Annotated in this window: 12 protein-coding genes; 2 read left to right on the forward strand and 10 right to left on the reverse strand. The window is 64.9% G+C overall.

The window, feature by feature from the left end; genetic code table 11:
* Positions 1 to 157: 157 nt before the first annotated feature.
* The 4 genes from HNP98_RS12410 to HNP98_RS12425 form a co-directional block, all read right to left on the reverse strand.
* Positions 158 to 1006 (reverse strand): type 1 glutamine amidotransferase, encoded by an 849-nt coding sequence (locus HNP98_RS12410; protein ID WP_173810400.1) that lies wholly within the window; start codon positions 1004 to 1006, stop codon positions 158 to 160.
* A 152-nt stretch (positions 1007 to 1158) separates the two neighbouring features.
* Positions 1159 to 2256 (reverse strand): carboxylate-amine ligase, encoded by a 1098-nt coding sequence (locus HNP98_RS12415; protein ID WP_173810523.1) that lies wholly within the window; start codon positions 2254 to 2256, stop codon positions 1159 to 1161.
* 76 nt (positions 2257 to 2332) lie between these two features.
* On the reverse strand, positions 2333 to 3451 hold the full coding sequence (locus tag HNP98_RS12420) for an ATP-grasp domain-containing protein (protein ID WP_173810401.1): 1119 nt from the start codon (positions 3449 to 3451) through the stop codon (positions 2333 to 2335).
* Positions 3452 to 3548: 97 nt separating this feature from the next.
* Positions 3549 to 4256 (reverse strand): esterase family protein, encoded by a 708-nt coding sequence (locus HNP98_RS12425; RefSeq protein ID WP_173810402.1) that lies wholly within the window; start codon positions 4254 to 4256, stop codon positions 3549 to 3551.
* Between the two features lie 167 nt (positions 4257 to 4423).
* Between HNP98_RS12425 and HNP98_RS21935 the strand changes: the two genes are divergently transcribed.
* Positions 4424 to 5977, forward strand: a complete 1554-nt coding sequence (locus HNP98_RS21935) for an alpha/beta hydrolase-fold protein (protein ID WP_246275120.1) — start codon at positions 4424 to 4426, stop codon at positions 5975 to 5977.
* Between the two features lie 545 nt (positions 5978 to 6522).
* On the opposite strand, the gene HNP98_RS12440 is transcribed toward HNP98_RS21935, so the two are convergent.
* Together HNP98_RS12440 and HNP98_RS12445 are read right to left on the reverse strand one after the other, a co-directional pair.
* On the reverse strand, positions 6523 to 7158 hold the full coding sequence (locus HNP98_RS12440; protein WP_173810403.1) for an AlbA family DNA-binding domain-containing protein: 636 nt from the start codon (positions 7156 to 7158) through the stop codon (positions 6523 to 6525).
* A 128-nt stretch (positions 7159 to 7286) separates the two neighbouring features.
* Positions 7287 to 7715, reverse strand: coding sequence for a DUF3127 domain-containing protein (locus HNP98_RS12445; protein ID WP_173810404.1), 429 nt, complete (start codon positions 7713 to 7715; stop codon positions 7287 to 7289).
* Between the two features lie 176 nt (positions 7716 to 7891).
* On the opposite strand from HNP98_RS12445, the gene HNP98_RS12450 reads away from it, so the two are divergent.
* A complete protein-coding gene (locus HNP98_RS12450) occupies positions 7892 to 8821 on the forward strand; it encodes an isoaspartyl peptidase/L-asparaginase family protein (protein WP_173810525.1) in 930 nt (309 codons plus the stop codon).
* 49 nt (positions 8822 to 8870) lie between these two features.
* Here the strand turns inward: HNP98_RS12450 and HNP98_RS12455 are convergent, their stop codons facing one another.
* The 4 genes from HNP98_RS12455 to HNP98_RS12470 form a co-directional block, all read right to left on the reverse strand.
* A complete protein-coding gene (locus HNP98_RS12455) occupies positions 8871 to 12938 on the reverse strand; it encodes a non-ribosomal peptide synthetase (RefSeq protein ID WP_173810405.1) in 4068 nt (1355 codons plus the stop codon).
* Positions 12939 to 13130: 192 nt separating this feature from the next.
* A complete protein-coding gene (locus HNP98_RS12460; protein WP_173810406.1) occupies positions 13131 to 19805 on the reverse strand; it encodes a polyketide synthase in 6675 nt (2224 codons plus the stop codon).
* A gap of 435 nt (positions 19806 to 20240) precedes the next feature.
* Complete coding sequence (locus HNP98_RS12465; protein WP_173810407.1) at positions 20241 to 21113, reverse strand: cyanophycinase; 873 nt, start codon at positions 21111 to 21113, stop codon at positions 20241 to 20243.
* Positions 21114 to 21290: 177 nt separating this feature from the next.
* A complete protein-coding gene (locus HNP98_RS12470) occupies positions 21291 to 23093 on the reverse strand; it encodes a hydrolase/aminopeptidase (protein ID WP_173810408.1) in 1803 nt (600 codons plus the stop codon).
* Positions 23094 to 23292 lie beyond the last annotated feature (199 nt).

The following is a 23292-nucleotide window of genomic DNA, read 5'->3' on the forward strand; positions in this document are numbered from 1 at the left end:
GCTCGTTCAGCAAGTGCCGCGCGAGCCATTATAACCGAATTAAAATTGCTATTGACCAGCATAATTTGGAAATCACCCTGCTTTAAGCCACTACCTTTAAAATAACTAATTAACTTAAAAAAAACTGATAGCTGACAACGAGTAACTAATAGATTAATTACCGGGCAATTAGTTGCGCTGCTGTATTCGGCGTGGATTCAAGCTGCGCCACGGCTAAGCGCAGAAACGTGGGTACGACAATGCCCTCCGTGACTTCGATGGTGGTGGGGTCGGCCAGCAGGTGCACCATCTCGTCGTACTTGTCTTCGCCGTAGGCCGTAATTACCTGCTGCTTGCGCTCGTCCGTCCGCATGTAGCGCAGCATGCCTTCGCCGTCGGCTTCGGGGTGAAACTGGGTGCCGAGCACTTCGGGCGAGAAACGAATGGCCATCACGGCGCGGGCCAGGGCCACGTGGGGCCGCTCTTTTTCGAGGCAGAGCACCGCGGCCCCCAGCGCGTCCAGCCGGGCCAGGTCGGGGTGGGTGAGCTGGTAATCGCGCGAATCGACGGCGTAGAAGGGTTCCGGCAACGCGTGCAGCACCGGGTCGGCGTGGCCGGCGGCCGTCAGGTGCACGGGCATCACCCCAAACGAGGTAGACTTGCGCTTGCTCAGCTCGCCGAGGCCCAGGTGGCGGCTCACCAGCTGGAACGAGTGGCAAATCAACAGCAAATGCTTCTTGTCGTCGCTGGCCAGGTTGTGGGCAAACAATTCGTCAATAAACTGAAAATAAGCGCTTTCCCAGGCATCGGTGGTGGCCAGCGGGCTACCGGGGCCCCCGGAAGAAATGAAGACGTCAAAATCGGCGAGGCGCGGCAGCTGGTCCTGGCCCCGCACGTCGAAAGTTTCGACGGCGAAGCGGCTGCCGTGGGCGGCCTCGGCGCGGCGCACGAGCTGGCGGATGCAGCGCATGCCCTCGTTGGCCGCGCCCATGTACATATCCAGAATAGCTAAACGAACGGTGGTCATAAAAAAACGAATGTTGAGATGGGCTAACGGCTAATCATCGAAAAGAAACGGTTAAAAGACAGTAATCGACTCCTGAACAATAAAAAAACAGAAACGCCAACCGAGCGGCTGGCGTTCTGGCAGATCGAATTAGTAAGATTGAAGCAGCAAATTTACAATCCGTGCGAGGTTTCGGCTAGGATGTAGTCCACCACCTTGGTCAGGTCGCCGGTTTCGCGGAACACGGCCAGCTGGCGGTCGGCCCCGGTGCCCTGCTCCAGCATTTGCAGTACGTATTCTACCTCGTGGCGGCTGCCCAGCTCGTCGAGCACATCGTCCACGAAGTCGAGCAGCTCCAGAATGAGGGCCCGGGTGGGCACTTCCTCCTGCTTGCCGAAGTCAATCATGGTGCCGTCGAGGCCGTAGCGGGCGGCCCGCCACTTATTTTCCTTGATGAGGGCGCTGCGGTAGAGCCGGAAATTGAGGTTCTGGCGCTTGAGCTTGTAAATTTTGGCCACCAGGGCCTGCATCACGGCGGCCACGGCGATGGTTTCGTCGGGGCGCATCATCATGTCGCAGATGCGGTACTCGATGGTGTCGAAGAACGGGTGCAGGCGCAAATCCCACCAGATTTTCTTGCCGTTGTCGATGCAGCCGGTCTTAATCAGCAGCTGGATGAATTCGTCGTAATCGCTGGCGCTCGTGAAGTAGCTCGGAATGCCGGTGCGCGGAAACCGCTCGAACACCTTGGTGCGGAACGACTTATAGCCGGTTTCGCGTCCTTCCCAGAACGGCGAGTTGGTGCTGAGGGCGAACAAGTGGGGCAGGAAGTACCGCAGCGCGTTCATCATGTACACGCCGATGTCGCGGTTTTCGATGCCCACGTGCACGTGCATGCCAAACACGAGGTTGGAGCGGGCCGCCTCCTGCAGTTCCTCCACAATTTTGTCGTAGCGGGCGTCGGGCGTGATGGGCTGGTCCTGCCAGCGCGAAAACGGGTGCGTGCCCGCCGCGCCGATGCGCAGGCCCACGTTGCCGGCCAGCTCAATCACCTGGCGGCGCAGGTGCAGCACCTCCGTGCGGGCCTCGTGGATGTTCTGGCAGATGTTGGTGCCCACCTCCACCACCGATTCGTGCATTTCGGCCTTCACTTGCTCGTGGAGCGTGATTTTGCCGTTGTCCACGATTTTGGACATGTGCGAGCGCAGCTCCCGCGTGTCGGGGTCGATGGTCTGAAACTCTTCCTCGATGCCGAGGGTGAACGTGGGCAAGGGCATAGCTAGTCAGTTAACAGTGAGCAGTTAACAATTATTGGGGGAGGCAAGCGCCGGCCGTCGGCGCAGGGGGCTACTCCGGCTTCTTAGAAGCCGGCTTTCTGGCCGCCGGGGCTTTGCGCGCGGCGGTCTTTTTGGCGGCGGGCTTGTCGGCGGCAGCTACCTTGGCGGCCACCGTCTTTTTGGCCGCCGGCTTCCTGGGGGCGGCCGGCTTTTTGGCTACCGTGAACGCGGTGGTGCCCGCCGCGGCGCGGTGCGGGTGCACGAAGGTGCCCCAGGTGAGGTTGTCCTGGCCGGGCTGCTGGGCCTGGGCGCGGGCAATGGCCATGTTGGCGGCGGCTTCCACCACCCACTCGAAGTTTTTCTCGCCCACCGAATTGATGTCGGCGTCGGGGGCCGGGTTGCCGAAATCAATGGCCAGCGGAATGCCGTCGCGCACCGCAAACTCTACGGTGTTGAAGTCGTAGCCCAGGCCCTCGTTCAGCTTCAGCACGTAGTCTTTCATGGTGGCCAGCAGCTTTTCACCGGCTTCGCCCGTCGTTTTCATCTCGGTGGCGTAGCGCAGGTGCGGTTCGTTGCGGGGCTCGTAGGGCATAATCAATACCTCCGTGCCGCCGATGCAGTAGCAGCGGAAGTAGTCGGTGAAGTCCACCGATTCCTGGAACAGCATCACCAGCTGGCCCGTTTCGGCGTAGGCCCGGAAAAAATCGTCGGGCGAGTGCAGCTTGTACACGCTTTTCCAGCCGCCGCCCGAGTGGGGCTTCATGTAGGCCGGGAAGCCGATGTGGGCGAAGGCTCGCTCCCAGTCCATCATGTTCAGGTTGCGGAACGAGTTTTCGCCCGTGTCGCTGGGGCGCTCCTTGCTGGGCAGCAGCAGCGTTTTGGGCACCGGCACGCCCAGGCGCACGGCCAGGGCATTGTTGAAAAATTTTTCATCGGCCGACCACCAGAACGGGTTGTTAATCACGGCGGTGCCCATCAGGGCCGCATTTTTTAAGTAAGCCCGGTAAAACGGCACGTCCTGCGAGATGCGGTCGATGATAACGGCGTAGTCGGGGGCCACGTGCTGTTCCACCTCGTCAATTTTCACGAATTCGGCCTGGATGCCGGCCGGGGCTTTGGCGTTCACGCGGTCGACGAAGGCCTGCGGAAACGTGTTTTCCTGGCCGAAGAGGATGCCAATTTTTTTCATGACTAAAAGCTTTTTGGGTGTGAGGTTCGGGGGTAAGCGGGCCGCCCGGTGAGTGCGGTGCGACGGCCCGGGAATTAATCAGGAGCGACGGAAGCGCTTAGGAAATCGTGCTCAGGTACTGCGGAAACATTTCGCGCCACACCGGCCAGTCGTGGTCGCCGAAGGGCTTCACGTCGATGCGGTACGGAATGCCTTTCTGGCTCAGCAGGCCCGCCATCTGGTCGGTGGAGTGTTTGCAAAAATCGTATTCCGCGGTGCCCAGGATGATGTTCATCCACTGAAAATGCTCGCTGTGGGCCCCGGGCAGAAACTCGGGCGGGTTGTTGTAGTACACGTTGTCGTCGTGGTAGCCGTCGAGGAACTGGCGGATGTCGAAGGCCGCGCCCATCGTGAAGAGGTGCGCCACCTGGTCGGGGTGGCGGAAGGCGAAGTTGAGCGCGTGGTAGCCGCCGAAGCTGCACCCGGCCACGCCAATCTTGTCCACGTGGCATTCCTGCCGGAGCATCGGCACCAGTTCCTCGCTCAAGAAACGGTCGTAGAACACGTGGTTCTGCACCCGCACGGCCGGCTCCAGGTGCTTGGCGTACCACGAGTAGCGGTCTATGCTGTCGATGCAGTACAGCTTCACCCGGCCGGCTTCCACCAGCGGGCGGGCGGCTTCCACCAGGTTGAAGTCGCGGGCCTCGTAGTAGCGGCCGCCCGAGGTGGGGAAAATGACCACGGGGTAGCCCCAGGTGCCGAACACGAGCAGGTCGATGTCCTGGCCCAGGTGGTGCGAGTAAAAGCGGTGGTGCTGTTCGTGCAAAATCGGGGGCGGGGGGGACGAGGCGTGGGACGGACGGCAGCAGTGCCGCGGCAAACTACCAAGAAAATAATAGATTGGCGTGTAACGGAAACGGGAATTTTTTGGCCCGCCGTCCGGCCCGTGGCTCGTCAATACGGTAAATGCTGGGCCCGCCGTTACTTTGCCGCATGGTGGAGGTGAATGCAGACGCGGCGGTGCTGGCCGTGCGGCAGCGCGAAGAAGTGCTGGTTTCGGACTATTTGGGCCGCCCGGTGGCGGTGAGCGTGCTCTTGCCCCCCGGCCACGACCCGGCCCGCCCCGCCCCCTACCCCGTGCTGTACCTCAACGACGGCCAAGACCTGCCGCGCCTGCACCTGCGCACCACCCTGGCGGCGCTGTGGGCCCGGCAGGCCCTGCTGCCCTTCGTGCTGGTGGCCCCCCACGCCAACGAGCAGCGCCTGCACGAGTACGGCATCGCCGGCCGGCCCGACTACAACGGCCGCGGCAGCCGCGCCGGGGCCTACACCGAATTTGTGTTGCGCGAGTTGCTGCCCTGGGCCCAGCGCCAGTACCACGCCACGGCCGACCCCGCCGCGGCGGTATTCGCCGGGTTCTCGCTCGGGGGCCTCCTGGCCTTCGACGCCGTGTGGCACCACCCCGAAGCGTTTGCGCGGGCGGGGGCCTTTTCGGGCTCGTTCTGGTGGCGCGGGCGGGCTGTGGGGGCCGGCTACACGCCCGCCGACCGCCTCATGCACCAGCAGGTGCAGGCGCGGGCCGCCCACGCCACCCACGCCTTTTGGCTGCAAACCGGCACCCTCGACGAGCGCAACGACCGCAACGAGAACGGCGTCATCGACGCCATCGAAGATTCCCTGGACCTGGTGGACGCCCTGCGGACCCAGGGCCTCGACATGGCCCGGCAGCTGCGCTACGTGCAGGTGGAAGGTGGCCACCACCACCCCGACACCTGGGGCAGGGTGATGCCCGATTTCCTCAGCTGGGCCTTCGGGGCCCCGGCGGCCGTGGCCGCCCTGCCCGCGCCGCTGCCCCTGGTGCGCCTGCACCTCGACCCGCACCTGGCCCCCGCGCTGGCCGTGTCGGCGGCCGTGGCCGCGGTGCCGGCCTCTATTAATTTGCCGCCGCCCGCGGGCCACCGCCCGGCCCCGGCGTTGTTTTCATTCACGCCGGCCCCGGCCGCGCTTTCCCCTGCCGCCATGCCCACTGCCCGCCCCGTTGCCGGCGACTACCTGCCGTACTACCAAGGGTACCTCGACCAGGTGCCGGCCGGCACCGACCCGCTCCAGGCCCTGCGCACGCAAGCCGAGGAGGTGCGGGCGGCCTTTGGCCCGCTCAGCGAGGCGCAGGCGGTCACGCCCTACGCCCCCGGCAAGTGGACGCCGAAGGAGCTGCTGCTGCACCTGGTGGACACCGAGCGCATTTTTACTTACCGGGCCCTGCGCTTCGCCCGCGGCGATGCGCAGGATTTGCCCGGGTTTGAACAGGACGACTACGTGGCTCAGAGCGGAGCCAACGCCCGCTCCGTGGCCAGCCTGCTCGCCGAGTACGCCGCCGTGCGCGCTGCCACGCTGGCCTTGTTCGATGCGTTGGCCGAAGAGCAGCTCGACCGGCGCGGCACGGCCAACGGGGGCCCCGTCACGGTGCGGGCCTTGCTCTACGTCCTGCCCGGCCACGAGCACCACCACCTCCACATCTTCCGCGAGCGATACTTACCGGCCTTGTAAATACCGAAGATTTTTTACCTTCGCCCCGCGCAACACGCGGCCCCCGCCGCGTTTTCTTACCGCTTCCACCCCTAACCCTTCGTTTCAATCATGGCCAAGAGCACCGACGCCCGCAAAGAGAAAAAGAAAGAGCCCGCGAAAACCACGAAAGAAAAAAAAGCGGAAAAAGACGAGAAGAAGCGCCAAAAAGATATGCGCCAAGATTAGGCTTGATGGATTCAATAAAAGCGGACGGTTTTCGGTAATAAACCGGAAACCGTCCGCTTTTTCATTGCCAGTCATTACATAAATAAATGATTGTTAGGCTCTCTGAATACGAAACGGTGGTTTTGCTTGACGACTTGTGCGTTAAGCTTGGCTTTTGTCTACCGCCGGCCGCTAGGCTTGGAATCGTGAAGTACCCACCTTCCAGCGTTGATAAATTCGCCAATGCAGTATACCGCGCAGAGGGACTGGACCCTAGCCTGAGAAGCCCTCTCTATCAGCAGGTTTGGGCAAGAGTAGCCCAATCTTTTGAAGCGCACAGTAGTTCTTAAGACCCCTAACTATACCGTATAGTAAGGCTCCTTTTCCTTGTCGTGGTAGCGCAGATAGCCGTGCAGCACCAGCTTAATCAGCGTTTGGTAGGCGCGGCGCTTGCTAAAATTCACCAGTTTCATGAACTGCGGCAGCGTAAGGCGGGGATGGGTTTTGACATATTCGATGGCGGCCAGCTCGTGCCGGTTCAGCGGGATGCGCTCGAACATTGGGGGCAGGGCCGCTGGGGCTTGGCGTTCGAGCACCTGCTCGGTGAGGCGGCTGGTTTGCACGCTTTGGTCGCGCACCCGCACGTAGCCGCGCCAGTCGCCGACGGCTACCTGGGCGCGGTGAGGCTTGGCGGTGCTCTCGGGCACCGTCACCACCAGTACCGTGCGCCCGTCGGCCTCCACTTCGCGGAAACGCAAGTTTACCAGGGGCGGCTCTACGTGGCGGGCCGCGGCCTCGCGCAGCACAAATAATTCCTCTTCCGCGTCGCGCACGCCCACCACCCGGCCCGTATCGTCGACGCCCACCAGCACGTGGCCCCCCCGCGTGTTGGCCAGCGAGGCCAGCGTGCGCGAAATGCGGTGCACGTGCGTAGTTTTCTGCTTAAACTCCAGCGTTTCGCCCTCGCCGCGGGCAATCATGTCGGCTAAATTCATGCCCGATTATACGCGGGCTCGAAACAAAACGTGCCGCTCCGGCAAAACCGGAGCGGCACGTTTTATGGCTATTGGCTACTGGTTTTTCACAAACCCAGTCCCGCTCAACTGAGGAGCGAACTAACAGCTTAAAAAGGGAGGTCGTTGTCGTCGTCGCTGGCGATGGGGGCCGCCGAGGGCTGGGCCCGCAGGGTGGGGTTCTGGTTTTGAGCGGCTGGCCGCGGGGCGGCCTGCTGCTGGGGCTGGCCACCGAAGTTGCCGCCACCAGCCGGTGCTGCGCCGGCGGGCTCGATGCGCCAGGCTTCCAGGTTGGTGAAGTACATCATCTGGCCGTTTTTGTTGTAGCCGCGGCCGCGCAGGTTGAAGGCAATTTTTACCTCGTCGCCCACCTTAAACTGGTCCACCAGGCTGGTTTTGTCCATCACCAGCTGGAACTTGATTTGCTCGGGGTATTGGCCGTCCTGTACTTCCAGCACAAACTCGCGCTTGCGGAATTTCTCGCTGATTTGCTGCTCGTCGAAAATCTCAATCAGGCGGCCGGTTACGTCGTAAGCCATAAAACTTGGTCTTTTGGTAGGGTTGAAACTAGAACATCAAACCTACGAAAAAAATCCCTGTTTCCGGCCCGGCCTGCTCTTCCCACCGGCCCCGACTGCCGAAAAGTATGGCCCAGCGCTCCTGGCTGGGCCCCGGCTTACCTTTGCGCCCTCCCCAAATATTCCCCATCGCTCCCATGCTCGCCCTGGCCATCCACGGCGGTGCCGGCACCATTGCCCGCACCGCCCTCACCCCCGCCGCCGAAGCTCAGTACCGGGCCGCCCTGCACGCGGCCTTGGCCATCGGCTACGCCGTGCTGGCCACCGGGGGCCCCGCCCTCGACGCGGTAGAAGCCGCCGTGCGCAGCCTCGAAGACTGCCCGCTGTTCAACGCCGGGCGGGGGGCGGTGTTTACCCACGACGGCCACCACGAGATGGACGCCGCCCTGGCCTGCGGCCGCACCGGCCGGGCTGGGGCCGTGGCCGGCGCGCGCCAGGTGCAAAACCCCATCCGCGCCGCCCGCCTCGTGATGGAGGCCACCGAGCACGTGCTGCTGGCTTACCCCGGGGCCGACGAGCTGGCCTTGGAGCATGGCTTGCCTGTACAGCCGCCTGCCTATTTTTTCACCCAACAGCGCTACGACCAGCTCCAGGATGCCCTGGCCGCCGGCCGCATGCAGCTCGACCACGCCGCCGCGCCCGCCGCCGACCCCAACTGGAAAAAAGGTACCGTGGGGGCCGTGGCCTGCGATGCCCACGGCCACCTCGCCGCCGCCACCAGCACCGGCGGCATGACCAACAAGCGCTACGCCCGCATCGGCGACACGCCCCTCATAGGGGCCGGCACCTGGGCCGACACCCGCTGCGCCATCAGCTGCACCGGGCACGGCGAATACTTTATGCGGGCCGTGGCCGCCCACGACGTAGCCTGCCTGATGGAGTACCGGGGCCTGAGCCTGGCCGAAGCCACCCGCGTGGTGGTGCACGACAAGCTGGCCCCGGCCGGCGGCGAGGGCGGCCTCATCGCCGTCGACGCCGCCGGCAACCTGGCCCTGCCCTTCAATTCCGAAGGCATGTACCGCGCAAGTCGCACCGCGCGGGGCGACGAAGCGGTGGCCATCTATTAAATCAAGTCAGGCGCTCGGGTGGCTTAGCGAAAATGACCAAATGAGTAATCTAATCGTAGCTGTCTAAAACGCTCTGCAGGATGCGCGCTATTTCGACGTCGTGCGGGGGGGCAAACAATTGGTCATGATCACCAGGTATTTCGGTGATGTTAATCCCTTTCAATGCGACATTTTTCCACCCTAAGTATTCGGGTTCATGAGCATAATCTAAGGTTTTTTTGACGCGAAATAATTCGAGTTTTACATCTAATGGTGTTACGCAGTAGCATTCAGACGCTTTGTCAATCATTTGACCGAGCTTCAGGGGTTGTTGAAAGAAAATCTCGTGTTGTTTGGCCTTTCCGTAACGGAGTATTAAATAATATTTATTAAAAGTAACTTTGGCATTTTTTATTCTATATGTAATTATTTCAGAAGGTTTTTTACCGATGAGTAGCAAATTGTGTAATAAAATGTTAACCCAATGCTTCGCGCGGTACATGCGCTTTTTCAATACATTAGTGACGATATAATCCTCACTAATGTACGTGTCGAACGCAATGAGTACTTTGACTTTTTTGCCCAAAGCTTTCAATTGCTTGGTCATTTCGAAGGCAATTATTCCTCCAAATGAATAGCCTGCTAAAGCGTAAGGCCCCACAGGGTCTTTCTGTAAAATTGCGGCTATGTAATGCGCAGCCATTTGCTCTACCGTTTTGAAGGGTTCGTCCACGCCGTTTAAGCCTTGTGCCTGTAGCCCGTACACCGGCTGATCAGGTTGCATATTTCTTGCTAATCCATTAAATATTAAAACATTTAATCCAGCTCCGTGAACGATGTATAAAGGAGTTTTATTTCCCTGAGGCTTAATCGGAACCAACGAATCCCAGGTGATAAACTTGCTATCCATGGCAAGCATCAACGCTATTTTTTCTACGGTTGGGTGTTCGAAAAGAGTTGCTAGTGGCAATCTTTTGCCGGTTGCTTTCTCTAACAATACCATGGCTTGCACCGCAATTAGCGAGTAACCACCTAAATCGAAAAAATCGTCATATGCCCCTACCTTCTCAACATTCAGTAATTGCATCCAAATACCAGCTACTATTTTTTCAGTATCAGTGCGCGGATTGACATAACCAATCTTGGCTTTTTCAGCAACCTCAGTGTGATTATTAGCCCCCGAACCAGTACTATTAGCACTAACATCAGTTGAATTGATTAATGCTTTGCGGTCAATCTTTCCGTTTGCGGTTAACGGAAAAGCCGGCCGTAAGAAGAACTTGGCGGGCACCATATAAGCCGGTAGTTGTCGCCCAAGGGCTTGCTTCCATTGGCTGATTAGCGCGTCGGCGCTGACCGGCACCGCGCCGCCGTGCGCGATGACGTGTGCATGGAGCTGAGCGTAGCCGGACGGGGGGGTGTACACGGTCACCACGGCGGCGTTGATGCCGGCCAGGGCCGTCAGGGCGTGCTCTATTTCGCCGGGCTCGATGCGGTAGCCGCGCAGCTTGATTTGGTTGTCGAGCCGCCCCAGGCATTGCAGCTCGCCGTTGGGCAGCAGCTTGCCCAGGTCGCCGGTGCGGTAGAGCTTCGCGCTGGCCACTGGCCCGAACGGGTCGGCCACAAATCGCTCGTCCGTCAGCGCGGGCTTGTCTAAATACCCCAGGGCCACGCCGTCGCCGCCGATCACCAGTTCACCGATCGCGCCGGGCTTAACGGGGCGCAGGGTTTCATCGACGACGTAAAACTGGGTATTGGCAATGGGCTGGCCGATGGTAACTAGCCCGGTGGGGTCGGTGATATGCTTGACTGCCGACCAGATGGTGGTTTCGGTGGGGCCGTACAAGTTCCAGAGCGAGTCGCACTTGGGCACCAACTGCCGGGCCAGGTCAGCGGGTAGGGCCTCGCCGCCGCACAAGGCTTTCAGGGGCAGGGGTTGGGTCCAGCCGGCGTCCAGCAGCATGCGCCAGGTGGCGGGCGTGGCCTGCATGGCGGTAATGCGTACGGTGGTGAGCAACCCCAGCAGCAAGTGCCCGTCGCGGGCCTCGGCCTCGGTGGCCAGCACCACCGTGGCCCCAACGGTAAGGGGCAGAAATAGCTCCAGGCCGGCGATGTCGAAAGAGATGGTGGTGACGGCCAGCAGCTTGTCGTCGGCGCGCAGGCCGGGGGCCTGTTGCATGCTGGCGAGGAAATTGACCACGTTGCGGTGCGCTACTTGCACGCCCTTTGGCTTGCCCGTCGAGCCCGACGTGTAAAGTACGTACAGCCGCTGGCTGCTGGCCACCGACACGTCCGGGGCCTGGGCGGGGCTACCGGCGGCTTCCGCCACCAGATCTTTCAGCAAAAAAACCCGGGCCGTGGTTTCGTAAGCCGCGGCCGGATGGGCCGACACGATGAGGAACCGGGCCGCCGAATCGGCCAGCATGTACGCAATCCGTTCCCGCGGAAACTGTGGGTCGAGGGGCAGGTACGCGGCCCCGCACTTCATCACGGCCAGCAGCGCCACCAACAGCTCGGGGGTGCGGCCCACGGCTAGGCCCACCACGTCGCCCACCCGTACCCCCTGCCCCAGCAAGTGGTGGGCCAGGCGGTTGGCCTGCTCATCCAAGGTTTGGTACGACAGTTCCGCAGCCCCGAGCTGAATGGCCGTTTTGTGGGGCGTGGCCTGGGCCTGAGCGGCTACCAGCCCGTGCAGCGTCTGGGCGGCGGGGTAGGGGCGGGCCGTGGCGTTGAGGTCCGCGTAGGCGGCGGCCAGCACCGCGGGCGCTTCCCCCAGGTCCTTGATCTTTGCGCCGGGGCTATCCACTATTGCCCCGATGAGGCGCTCGAAGCGGGCCATCATCTGGTCGATGGTCGCGGCATCGAACAAGGCGGTGTTGTAGGACCATTCCATCAGCAGCTCGGCCTGCGAGCCGCTGGCGTTGACGAACAGCTCAAAGCTCTCGTAAGCCCGCGGGAAGCTGGTCAGACGGTGTGACAATCCATTGAAGGCGACATCGTTGTCGAGGCCTAAGTCAATGTTGAACACTACGGGTACCAACGGAATCCGACCAGTGGCGCGGGCCGACGGTAGCTTTTTCAGCAGGCTGCCGAAGGTAAGGTTTTGGTGGTCGTAAACGTCGAACAGGGCGGCTTTGCGCTGCAACAGAAAGTCCACAAACCGCAGCTCGCCGGCGGGGCGGCTGCGCAGGGGCAGCAGGTTCACGCAGTGCCCCACCAGCCGGCCGTCCGCCAGGGCGGCCTGGCCGGCTGCGGGCAGGCCTACCACGAGGTCTTCCTGGCCCGTGAGCTGGTGCAGCAGCACTTCAAACACCGCCAGCAGGGTGGTCACGAAGCTGCAGCCGGCCTGCTGCCCCGTCTTTTTGAGGGCCGCTACCAAGGGTGAGGGCAGCGGGTGGTCGCGGCGGTTGCTGGCGTAGGTGCGGGCGGCGGGCCGGGGCCGGTCGGTGGGCACGTCGAGGGCCGGCACGGGCCCTCGGAACTGCTCCACCCAGAACTGCTCGGTGCGGTGGTATTCCTCGCTTTGGTAGTAGGCCGCCTGTGCTTCAGCGTAGCAGCCAAAGGACGGTGGCGCGGGCAGCTCCGACGGCCGGTGTTGGGCGAAAGCAGAATAGTGCCGCCCCAAATCTTGCAGCAGTACCCCAATCGACCACCCGTCGCAGACGATGTGGTGCACGGTGAAAACGAAGCAGTGGTCGGCCGCGCCGAGCCGGACCAGGGCGGCCCGCAGCAGGGGCCCTGCTACCAGGTCGAATACGTGCTGCACCTCTTGGCGGCCGTACGCGGCCAGCCACTCCTGCTGCGCGGCCGGGGTCAGCGCGGAGATGTCGTGACAGGTCAGCGCTAGCGGCGCGGGAGCCAGCACGCACAGGTACTGGCCGTCGGCACTGAACGTGGTGCGCAAGGCGTCGTGCTGCGCCACTACCGCCTCCAGGGCTCGTTGCAGGGCATCTGCGTGCAGCGGGCCGGTTAAGTATAGCGCCAGGGCTTCGTTGTAGGCCCGGCTGGCGGTGTCACCGCCCACCAGGCAGGCAGCCCAGATTTCCGCTTGGGGCTCGGTAATGGGAGCCAACCGGTGGATTACCGGGCCGGCGAAGGGATTAAAATCAGTAGCAACCGTGGTATAAGAGTCTTTCATATATACTTAGCTCGCGGGCGGCCTTCTCTTTTTTTTACTGAATACCTACCAAGTCGCATTCTGTATAAAATAATTGGCTGAGCCGCGGAATAACTGATTCAAAACTAATAATCATGAAATATATAGTACAAAATCTGAATTTATTAGGAGGATGAAAGTTTCTGCAGCTATGGTTGCTTTCAGCCTCAGAAATTATCCTTGCACTTCAATTTTTAGGTAATCGCCGGCGTGGTCGGGGTCGGCAATGAACCAGGCCGGGTTGCCGTTGCGGTCGCGGCCCAGCCGGGCCCCCGGCACGGGGGGCTGGTTGAGGCCCGGGGCGGCCGCCGGGGCCGCGCCGGCCGCGGGTGGGGCCAGTGCCCCCGCCTTGAAAAAGCCGGCCGCCACCATTTCCCGCACGCCTTCCAGCATTAGGTCGATGACCCGCGTCACCTCGGCTTCGGTGTGGGCTTCGGTCATGAAGCAGGGGAAACCGTCCCAGATGTGCAGGCCTTTTTCGCGCAGCCACGTGAACAGCAGCTCGGCGTAGGGCACTTCTTCGCGGAACTTGATTTTCCACAGCGAGCCGAACTGGGCCACGAAAAAGGGTAGCTGCTGCTGCGCGAACGAAGCGTTGAGGGCCCCCGCGAGGCGGTCGGCCTTGGCCGTGAGGCCGGTTTGCAGGGCCGGGCTGGCGGCCTTGAGGTGCAGCAGCGAGGCCTTGGCCGCGGCCAGGGCCAGCGGGTGCCGCACAAACGTGCCGGCGAAGTACGTGACGCCCACTTCGGGCACCGAGGCGTCGCCGTACTGCCAGGCCCCGCCGTCGAGGGCGTCCATCAGGTCGCGCCGGCCCGCGATGACGCCGATGGACAGCCCCCCGCCGATGACCTTGCCGTAGGTGGCCAGGTCGGCGCGGATGCCGAACAGGGCCTGGGCCCCGCCCAGGTGCATGCGGAAGCCGGTGATGACCTCGTCGAAGATGAGGACCGTGCCGGCGGCGGCCGTCAGGGCGCGCACCTGCTGCAAAAAGGCCACGGGCTGGAACTCGGGCCGGCGGCTCTGCACCGGCTCCACGAGCACGGCGGCCAGCTCGTGGGCCCGCTCGGCGAGGATGCGCAGGCTCTCGTCGGTGCCGTAGTCGAGGATGAGCATGTTTTGCACCGCCTCGGGCAGGATGCCCGCCGCGGCCGGAAACGAGCGCAGGGCCTTGGTGCCGCGCACCAGGGCCTCGTCGATGATGCCGTGGTAGGAGCCCGTGAAGGCTACCACCAGCGAGCGGCCCGTGGCGGTGCGGGCGATGCGCATGGCCCCCAGCACGGCCTCTGAGCCCGTATTACACAGCCCCACCCGCTCGAAGCCGGTGAGTTCGCAGAGCAGCTCGCTCACCTCGCCGGCCAGCGGGTGCTGGGGCCCCACCTCGAAGCCGCGCTCGATTTGCGCGTGCAGGGCCTCGGCCACGAAATCGGGCTGGTGGCCGAACAGGCACGAGCCAAACCCGTTCAGGATGTCGATGTACTCGTTGCCGTCGAGGTCCCACAGCCGGCTGCCCTTCGAGCGCTCCACCACCAACGGGTACACCAGCTCCTTGGTGAGGGGCCGGAAGCCCGACACCACGCGCGGGTCGGCCATGTGCGGGCGGTGCCGCTGCGTGAAGGCCTTGCTGGCCTTGGTTTTTTCGGTGTAGCGGGCCGTGAGCTGTTGCAAAAACGCTTGCTGCGTAGCCGTTAACTGGCTGGCTTGCTTTTCGATGCGCGGCGAGGCCCCGAAGGGTTTCTTGATTTCAATGACTTCCTCCGGCGTGAGCAGCGGGGCGGCCGCCGGGGGCGCAACGGGGCCGGGCCCCGCCGCTACGGGCGCAGGTGCGGGCGCGGCGGGGGCCCCCAACGCTTCGGACCCGGGACCGTGCAGCAGGGCCACCTGCCTGGCCAGCAGCTGCAACTGCTGCGCAATTAAGCCCAGTGCCGAGTCGTTGCCCGTGGGCACGGCTAGTGGAGCCGCTGCCAGGGGCGTGGCACCCGGCGCGGGGGCCGCCAGCGGGGCCGTTGTACCGGGGCGGTATGCCTCGGGCGGCAGCGCCTGGTCAAGGTAGTCGGTCAGCTGATTAGGAGTGGCGTAGCGCTCGCTAAGTTGGCGGAAAGTAATAGGTAGGTTAAACTGTTTCTTGAGCGTAATGGCCAGCTGCGTGAGCGACAGCGAGTCGAGGCCCATTTCCAGGAACGACATGTCGGGCGTCACCCCGCTCATTTCAACGCCCGAGGCATTTTCTAGCAATTCGTTGACGACGGTGAGCAGAGCAGATTTCCTCATGGGATTGGGCAGCGGAAGGAAAGAAATAGCAGTCGGAGTTGGCGGGGCGGCCAGCGCCGGGGCGGCCAGCACCGGGGCCGCGGCCGCGGGTTCGAGCCAGCAGGGCTTGCGGTCAAAGGCGTAAGTAGGAAGCTGGGCGAGGCGCTGGCCCCGGCCGGCGTACACAGCCGCCCAGTTTGGTTCGGTACCGCGCAACCACAGTTGGCCCAGGGCCGCGAGCAGCGCCCGGTATTCGGGCTGGTCGGTGCCGGAAATCTTTTTCAAACTGGCCAGGGCGGTGCCCGGCCGGCCGGCCAGCTGTTGCTGGGCCAGGGCCGTGAGCACCTGGCCGGGCCCCACCTCCAGCAGCACGGGGCCGTGCTCGGCCAGCAAAGTGTCAAGGGCGGCGGCGAACCGCACGGTTTGCCGCAGGTGGGCGGCCCAGTAGCGCGGGTCGGTGGCCTGGGCATCGGTCAGCCAAGTGCCGCTCACCGTCGAAACCACCGGCTTCTGGGGGCGGTGCAGTGTGACGCTGGCCACTACCTGCTCGAATTCGTCCACCACGGGGTCCATCATGGCCGAGTGGAAGGCGTGGCTGGTGGCCAGCACCCGGTTGGGCACGTCCTGCGCGTCGAGCGCCTGGGCAAAGGCCGCGATTTCCTCGTCGGGGCCCGCCACCACGCAGGCCGACGGCCCGTTGACGGCGGCCAGCGAGAGGCCGGCCGGCAGGCGCAGCGCGAGCTGGCTCGCCGCCAGCCGCACCGACAGCATGCTGCCGCGCGGCAACTCCGCCACCAGCCGGCCCCGGTTGGCCACCAGGGCCAGCGCGTCGGCCAGCGAGAACACGCCCGCCAGCTGCGCGGCTACGAATTCGCCCACGCTGTGCCCGCAAAAGGCGGTGGGCGCGAGGCCCCAGCTCAGCCAGAGCCGGGCCAGCGCGTACTCGGTTACAAACAGCGCGGGCTGGGCGTAGCGGGTGTCGCGCAGGCGCGATTCGGCGGCCGGGTCATCGTCGGCTGCGGCGTACAGTACCTCGCGGATGTCCACGGGCAGGTGCGGGGCCAGCAGGTCGGCGCACTCCTCCACGGCCGTCCGGTACACGGGCTCGTGCGCGTACAGCTCGCGGCCCATGCCCAGGTACTGCGCGCCCTGGCCGGGAAACAGGAACACCACGTCGCCCGGGGCTTCCGCCAGCGTGGCGGCGGTGCCGGGGGCCGCGCCGGCCCGCAGCTGCGCCACTAGTTCGGGGGCGTCGGCGACCACCGCGAACCGGCGGTGGCCAAACGCCGGCCGGGTGGTGGCCAGCGTGGCCGCTGCGTCGGCGAGGGCCGGCGCATCGGGCCGGCCGAGGGCGTCGGCCAGGCGTTGGCCGTAGGCCTCGCGGCTGGCGTCCGACTGGGCCGACCACACCAGCAGCTCGGCCGGCCGCGCGGGGCCCGGGGCTGGCGCGGCGGTGGGCGCAATGAATTCTTCGACGACGACGTGCACGTTGGTGCCGCCCACGCCGAACGAGCTGACGCCCGCCCGCCGGGGCCCCGGGCCGGCCGGCCAGTCGGCCAGGGCGGCGTTCACGAAAAACGGGCTGTGGGCGAAGTCGATGTGGGGGTTGGGCGTGGCGTAGCCCAGCGAGGCGGGCAGCTGCCGGTGGCGCAGGGCCAGCACGGTTTTCAGCAGGCCGGCCACGCCGGCGGCGGCCGTGAGGTGGCCCATGTTGCTCTTGATGGAGCCCACGGCGCAAAACTGCCCGGCGGGCTGCTCGCCGAAGGCCAGCGCCAGCCCTTCCATTTCGATGGGGTCGCCGAGGGGCGTGCCCGTGCCGTGGGCCTCCACGTAGCTCACGGTGGCGGGGTCGATGCGCCCGTCGGCCAGCGCCCGGCCGATGGCCCCGGCCTGGCCTTCGGCGCTGGGGGCCGTGAAGCTGCCCTTGCCGCCGCCGTCGTTGTTCACCCCCACGCCCTTGATGACGGCGTGGATCAGGTCGCCGTCGCGCTGCGCGGCGGCCAGGCTTTTCAGCAGCACCACCCCGGCCCCGTCGCTGAACACCGTGCCGTGGCTGTCGGCGTCGAAGGGCCGGCAGTGGCCGTCGCGGCTCAGCATCGCGCCCTCCTGGTAGAGGTGGCCGCTGTGCAGCGGGGCCGTCACGCTCACGCCGCCCGCCAGGGCCACGTCGCAGTGCCCCTGCCGGATGGCCTCCACGGCCTGGGCCACGGCCAGCAGCGAGGTCGAGCAGGCCGAGTGCACGCTCACGGCGGGGCCCTTCAGGTTCAGCTGGTACGCCGTGCGCAGGGCCACGAAGTCCTTCTCGTTCACGGCCATCGCCTGGAAGTCGCCCACCTGCGCCAGCACGTCGGCCCGGGGCAGCACGTTGCGCAGGTAGTAGGTGTTGTTGCCGCTGCCGGCGTACACGCCCACCGTGGCGTCGGGCCGCTGCTGGGGCAGGTAGCCGGTCTGCTCCAGGGCCTCCCAGGCAATTTCCAGGAAAATGCGCTGCTGCGGGTCCATCACGGACGCGAGCCGGGGGTTCAGGCCAAAAAAGGCCGCGTCGAACCGGTCGGCGTGGTCGAGGATGCCCCGGGCGGGCACGTACAGCGGGTCGTTTTTGACGTGGGCCGGCACGGCCGGGTCCAGCTCTTCCAGGGTGAAAAAGCGGGTGGTTTCCCGGCCCTCGCGCAGCACGTCCCACAGCTCGGCCAGGGTGTTGGCCCCGGGGAAGCGGCCCGCCATGCCGATGATGGCCACGTCGGCGTGGCCGGGCGCGGCCGGCGCGGGCCCGGCCGCCAGGGGCGCGGCGGCCGGGCGCGCGCCGGCCGCCGGGGCCAGGTACCGGGCCACGCCCGCCGCGGTGGGAAACTGGTAGAGCTTGGTGATGGGCAGCGCGTGGCCCAGCTGCTTGAGGGCGGCCACCGTTTTCTGCGCCAGCAGCGAGTTGCCGCCCAGCTCAAAAAAGTTGTCGTCGGCCCCCACGCGGTCGAGTTGGAGCCAGCCGCGCCACAAGTCGGCCACGCTGTGCTCCAGGCCGGGGGCGGGCCGGCGGTAGGGCCCGGCCGAGGCCGGCCGGAGCAGGGCGGGGGCAGGCAGCAGTTTTTTGTCCACCTTGTCGCTCACGGTGCGGGGCAGCGCGTCCAGCCACACCAGGGCGGCGGGCAGCATGTAGTCGGGCAAGGTGCGGGCCAGCTCCTGGCGGATGGCCGCGTCGTCGGGCTGCCCGGTAGCCGACACGAGGTAGGCCACCACCTGCTTCTGCTCGTCGGGGCCCGGGCGCATCACCACCACCGATTCGCGCAGGGCCCCGATGCGGTTCAGGGCCACCTCAATCTCGCCGATTTCGACGCGGTTGCCCCGGATTTTTACCTGGTCGTCGCGCCGGCCCAGGAACTCCAGGCTGCCGTCGGGCAGGTAGCGGGCCATGTCGCCGGTGCGGTAGATGCGGGTGGGGCCTTTCTGCGGGTGGGGCCAGGTGAGGAACCGCTCGGCCGTCAGCGCGGGCTGGTTTAGGTAGCCGGCCGCCACGGCGTTGCCCGCGATGCACACCTCGCCGCCGCTGCCGGCGGGCTGCAGCCGCAGGTCTTCGTCCAGAATCAGCAGCTCGGCGTCCACCACCGGCCAGCCCATGTTCGGCAGGTCGGGCCAGTCGGCCGGGCGGCCGGGCAGCTTGTGCTCCGTCACCCAGATGCTGCCCTCGGCCGGGCCGTACACGTGCATGAGCGTGCAGGCGGGCAGCGCGGCGAACAGCCCCCGGATTTGCGGCGTGATTTTGAGCTGCTCGCCGCCGATGATGACTTCCCGCAGGGCCTCGGGGAACAGGTTTTCGGCGGTGGCCGCCTCGGCCAGGTATTGCAGGGCCACGTAGGGCAGGTAGGCCCGGTGGATGTCGGCGCGGCGCAGGTAGGCCAGCAGCTGGCCCGCGTCGAGCCGGTGGGTGTTGTCAATCAGGTGCACGGTGCCGCCGCTGACGAGCGGCAGGAACACTTCCAAAAACGAGACGTCGAACGTGAGGTGGCAGAACTGCAGCGTGTTCAGCCCCGGCTGGGCCTGGTTGTGCGCCACCTGCCAGTCCATCAGCTGAACAAGGCCGGTCTGGGTCATGCACACGCCCTTCGGCTGCCCGGTCGAGCCAGAAGTGTACAGCACGCACACCGTGGCGTTGTACGAGGGCACCGCCTGGCCGGCGAAAGCGTAGTCGGCGTCGGAGGCCACGACGGCCAGCCCCAGCCCGGCAAAAAAATCCGTGGCGGCGGCGGGGGCCACGCAGGCCGTCAGCCCCGAGCCGGCCACGATGCGCCGCAGCCGTTCTGCCGGGTAGGTGGGGTCGAGCGGCAGGTAGGCTTTGCCGGCCTTGAGGATGGCCAGCATCCCGACGACCATTTCCAAGCCGCGGGCCGCGCTTATGCCGACGAACTCGGCCGCGGGCGCGTGGTGCAACAAGGCTTGGCCGAGGCGGTCGGCCCGCTCGTTCAACTGCCGATAGGTGAGGGATTCCTCGCCAAAAACCACGGCCCGACGGTCAGCGTACGTAGCAGCCGCTTGCTCAACCAACCGGTGGACCAGCTTAGGGCCCTGGGCTTCGTTCGCAACGAAACCACCAAGGAAAACAGCGTCCATAATATTATATTATTACTGGATAAAATTTGCTTCAAGCGTGACTGTTGGAAGGTGGGATACTCGCTGAATTAAACGCAATACTTCTGCCCGTATAGGTTGACATTGTATAGATAACGCTATAAATGTAGTACTCGTGGATTAGTTTTTTTTAAACTGAATTTAGCAGTTAAAAAAAATAGACTTTATATAAAAAATCCATTAATTTTTTTACGACTAGCCCTGGCTTTTTTAAAGAGTGGGGAGGACGTGCTGGGGTTGCCTTTTGTGGCAAGAAAGAAGCCTTGCGCGGGCCCCCGGTACACCAGTAGGGTATGGCTGGGCCGTAGGGTCCTAGTAGGAACCGCCAGCTCATCGCCCACCCGTACAAAAGCGAACAGTATGAGGGATAAATATAGGAAGTAACTATATAAAATAAATAAATTTCTCTGATCCGGTCTATTCAGGATCCCGACTTGGGTAAAACTTTCGTTCGTCGATGTGGTACACGTTGCCTTTGGCCAGCACGTGCATGGCGAGGTTTTCCACGGAAAGGGCGGTGCCCTTTTTGGCGGCGGCGGCGTTGTTGTGCACAATGTTGTGGCCGTCGAGGATGATGACCAGGTTGGAGCCGATGGTTTCGACCACGTTGCCGCTGGTGATGAGCACGCCGGTGTCTTCGCCCAGGCCGATGCCGATGAGCCGGGGGTAGAGGCTCACGGCTTCGATGAGGCGGCCGAAGCGGCCGCGCTTCACGAAGTGCGAATCGACGACGGCGGTGGGCAGCAGGCCCAGGCCGGCCCCCATCTTCACGGCCCCCTTCAGCAGGGCGTCGGGCACCGAGCCCCCCCGAATCATGTGCTGCGACATGGCCATGGCCCCGGCGCTGGTGCCGGCAATGACGAAATGGGTTTCGGCGCGGTAGCGGCGCAGCATGGCGTCGAGAAAATCGGTTTCGCCGAACATCTCGCGCAGGCGCGTCTGGTTACCGCCCGAAAACATGATTACGTCGGCGGCCAGCAGGCGGTCGAGGTACTCGGGCTGGCGGGCGTCCTCCGGGGTGCGGATGTCCATCACGCCCACGTTGTGGCAGTTGAGCATGGCGAAGGAAGCCGTGTAAATCGGTCCTACTTCCTGCGGAATCATGGAGGCGGTGGTGATGACTTCAATGCGCGGGTCGGTTTTGCCCGACTCGGAGACGACGCGCTTGAGGATGCCCAGCTCGAAAAAATTGAGGTAGTACTTGCGACGGGTACGGGGATTGGGGTAGGTGCCCTTGTCTTCGTTGCCGCCGATGGCGATGAGCTTGCCGAGGGGAGGAGTGGTTTTCAACGGAAATCGATTCAACAGAAAAACATAGTAACCGGTGGCCGGGCCCCGGGTTGGGCCCGCCCCGGCAAAAGTCGGGCCGCCGGGCCCAATTTTGCGCCGGGCGTGCCTGCGCTCGGCATGAAATTGGGCCCGGCGCAACTGCTGCCTATATATAAGGTATAAGCGCGGGCCCCGGCGCTACGCCGCCCCGGCCAGCAACGGGTCGAGGGTGCCGGTGGCCACGGCGTGGTAGTTGGGGCGGGCGGCGGCGTAAATCCGCCGGGCCCGGGCCGGGCCGCCGGGCGTGGCCAGCAGCGCCCGGTACAGCGGCGCGATGAATTTGCGCCGGCCGACGCGGTGCAGAAAATCTTCCAGCGCCGCGTCGGCCGCGCCGTAGCCGGCCCGCAGGGTGTGCGGAAACCAAGCCGCCAAAATTTCGGCGTTGCCCGACGCCGTGAAGTGGAAGGCCGCGTCGAGCGCCGCCAGGCCGGCCGCCGGCAAGCTGGCCGGCAGGGCGCCGAGGAAGTGCATCCACTCGTGGCCGCTCCACCCGGGGGTGCCGGGGGCCAGGGCGGCGGGGGCGGCCCCGGCGGCGTAGCGGGCGAGGGCCGCGTCCACGGCGGCGAAGCGGGCCGCGGCCACGGGCCCCGCGGCGGCGGGCAGGCCGGGGCCATCGACCCAGGCGGCCAGCTGCACGTCGGCTTCGAGGCCGGGCACCGCGTCCAGTAGCTCGGCGCGGAGGTAGGCGAGGAAGGCGTCGGTGCGCATGGCCTGGAAGCTGAACCGGGCGAAGTACGCGGCGATGAAAGCGTCGAGCCGGGGGCGGCCCACCCGGGCTTCCAAAGCCAGGAGCAGGGCGCACCCTTTCTCGTAGGCAATCTCGGTGAGGCCGTCGTCGGGGTCGCGGCCGGCCAGGTGCAGGCGCAAATGGGTGTCGGGGCTGGCGGGCCCCAGCTCGGCGATGGTGTGCTGGAGCGCGGCCCGGCCCAGCACGTGCAGCATGTCGGCGTAGGGCCGGCCGTACAAATGTTCCATGATGCGCCGCTCGAAATACACCGTAAAGCCCTCGTTCAGCCAGAAATCATTCCATGTTCCATTTGTAACCAGGTTGCCACTCCACGAGTGCGCCAGCTCGTGCGCCACCAAACTCGTCAGGCTGCGGTCGCCGGCCAGAATAGTAGGTGTTACAAATGTTAACCTGGGGTTTTCCATCCCGCCGAACGGGAAGCTGGGCGGCAGCACCAGTAAATCGTAGCGTTCCCAGCGGTAGGGGCCGTAGAGTTGCTCGGCGGCGGCCACCATTTTCTCCAGGTCGGCAAACTCGTGGGTGGCGGCGGCCAGCGTGGCCGGCTCGGCGTACACGCCGGTGCGCCCGCTGAGCGGGGCAAAGGCCAGGTCGCCCACGGCCAGGGCCATGAGGTAGGCCGGAATGGGCTGCGCCATGCGGAAGCGGTACGTGCCGCTCGGGTCGCGGCGCTGGGGGTTCTCGGCGCTCATCAGGGCCAGCAGGTGGGGCGGCACCCGCACGGTGGCCTCGTAGGTGAAGCGGATGCCGGGCGAGTCCTGGCACGGCAGCCAGGTGCGCGCCAGCACGGCCTGCGACTGCGTGAAGAGGAACGGCTCGGAGCCGGCCGTCTGCTCCGGGGCCAGCCACTGCAGGGCCGCCGCCCCGGGGCCCGCGCGGTAGCGCACGGCGACGGCCGCCGCCCCGGGCGGCAGGTCGATGCGCAGGGCCTGGCCCAACACCGGGTCGGCGGGGCCCAGGGTGAAGGGCAGGGCCGGGCCCTCGGGGCCGGGGCCCAGCGTGACGGCGTCGACGGCCAAGCCGCGGGTGTCGAGCACCAGCGCGTCGCCCGCGCTTTCGGCGAGGTGCCAGGTGGCGGTGCCGGCCAGCGTGCGGGTGGCAAAATCGACGGTGAGGGCCAGGGCCAGGTGGCGCACCCGGGCGGGGGCGTCGCCGGCGTGGCTGTGCGGGTCGGGGGGCAGGGCAGCGGTTGGCATGGCGGGGCGGTGGAAGGGCGAAAAAATCGGAAAAAGAACGGGCAGGGGAACGGCCGGCAGTGGCCCCGGCCGGGCCGGGCAAAAGTACGGGGCCGGGCAGCCGGGGTCCGCCGCCAAAAGCAGGCCTGCCCCGAATGGCGTACCTTGCGCGGCCCGCCTTGGTGGCCCGTAGCACAACCCCGGCGCGGGCCGGTCAGTA

Origin of the sequence: Hymenobacter caeli (genome assembly GCF_013294115.1) — a bacterium.
Taxonomy (GTDB): Bacteria; Bacteroidota; Bacteroidia; order Cytophagales; family Hymenobacteraceae; genus Hymenobacter; species Hymenobacter caeli.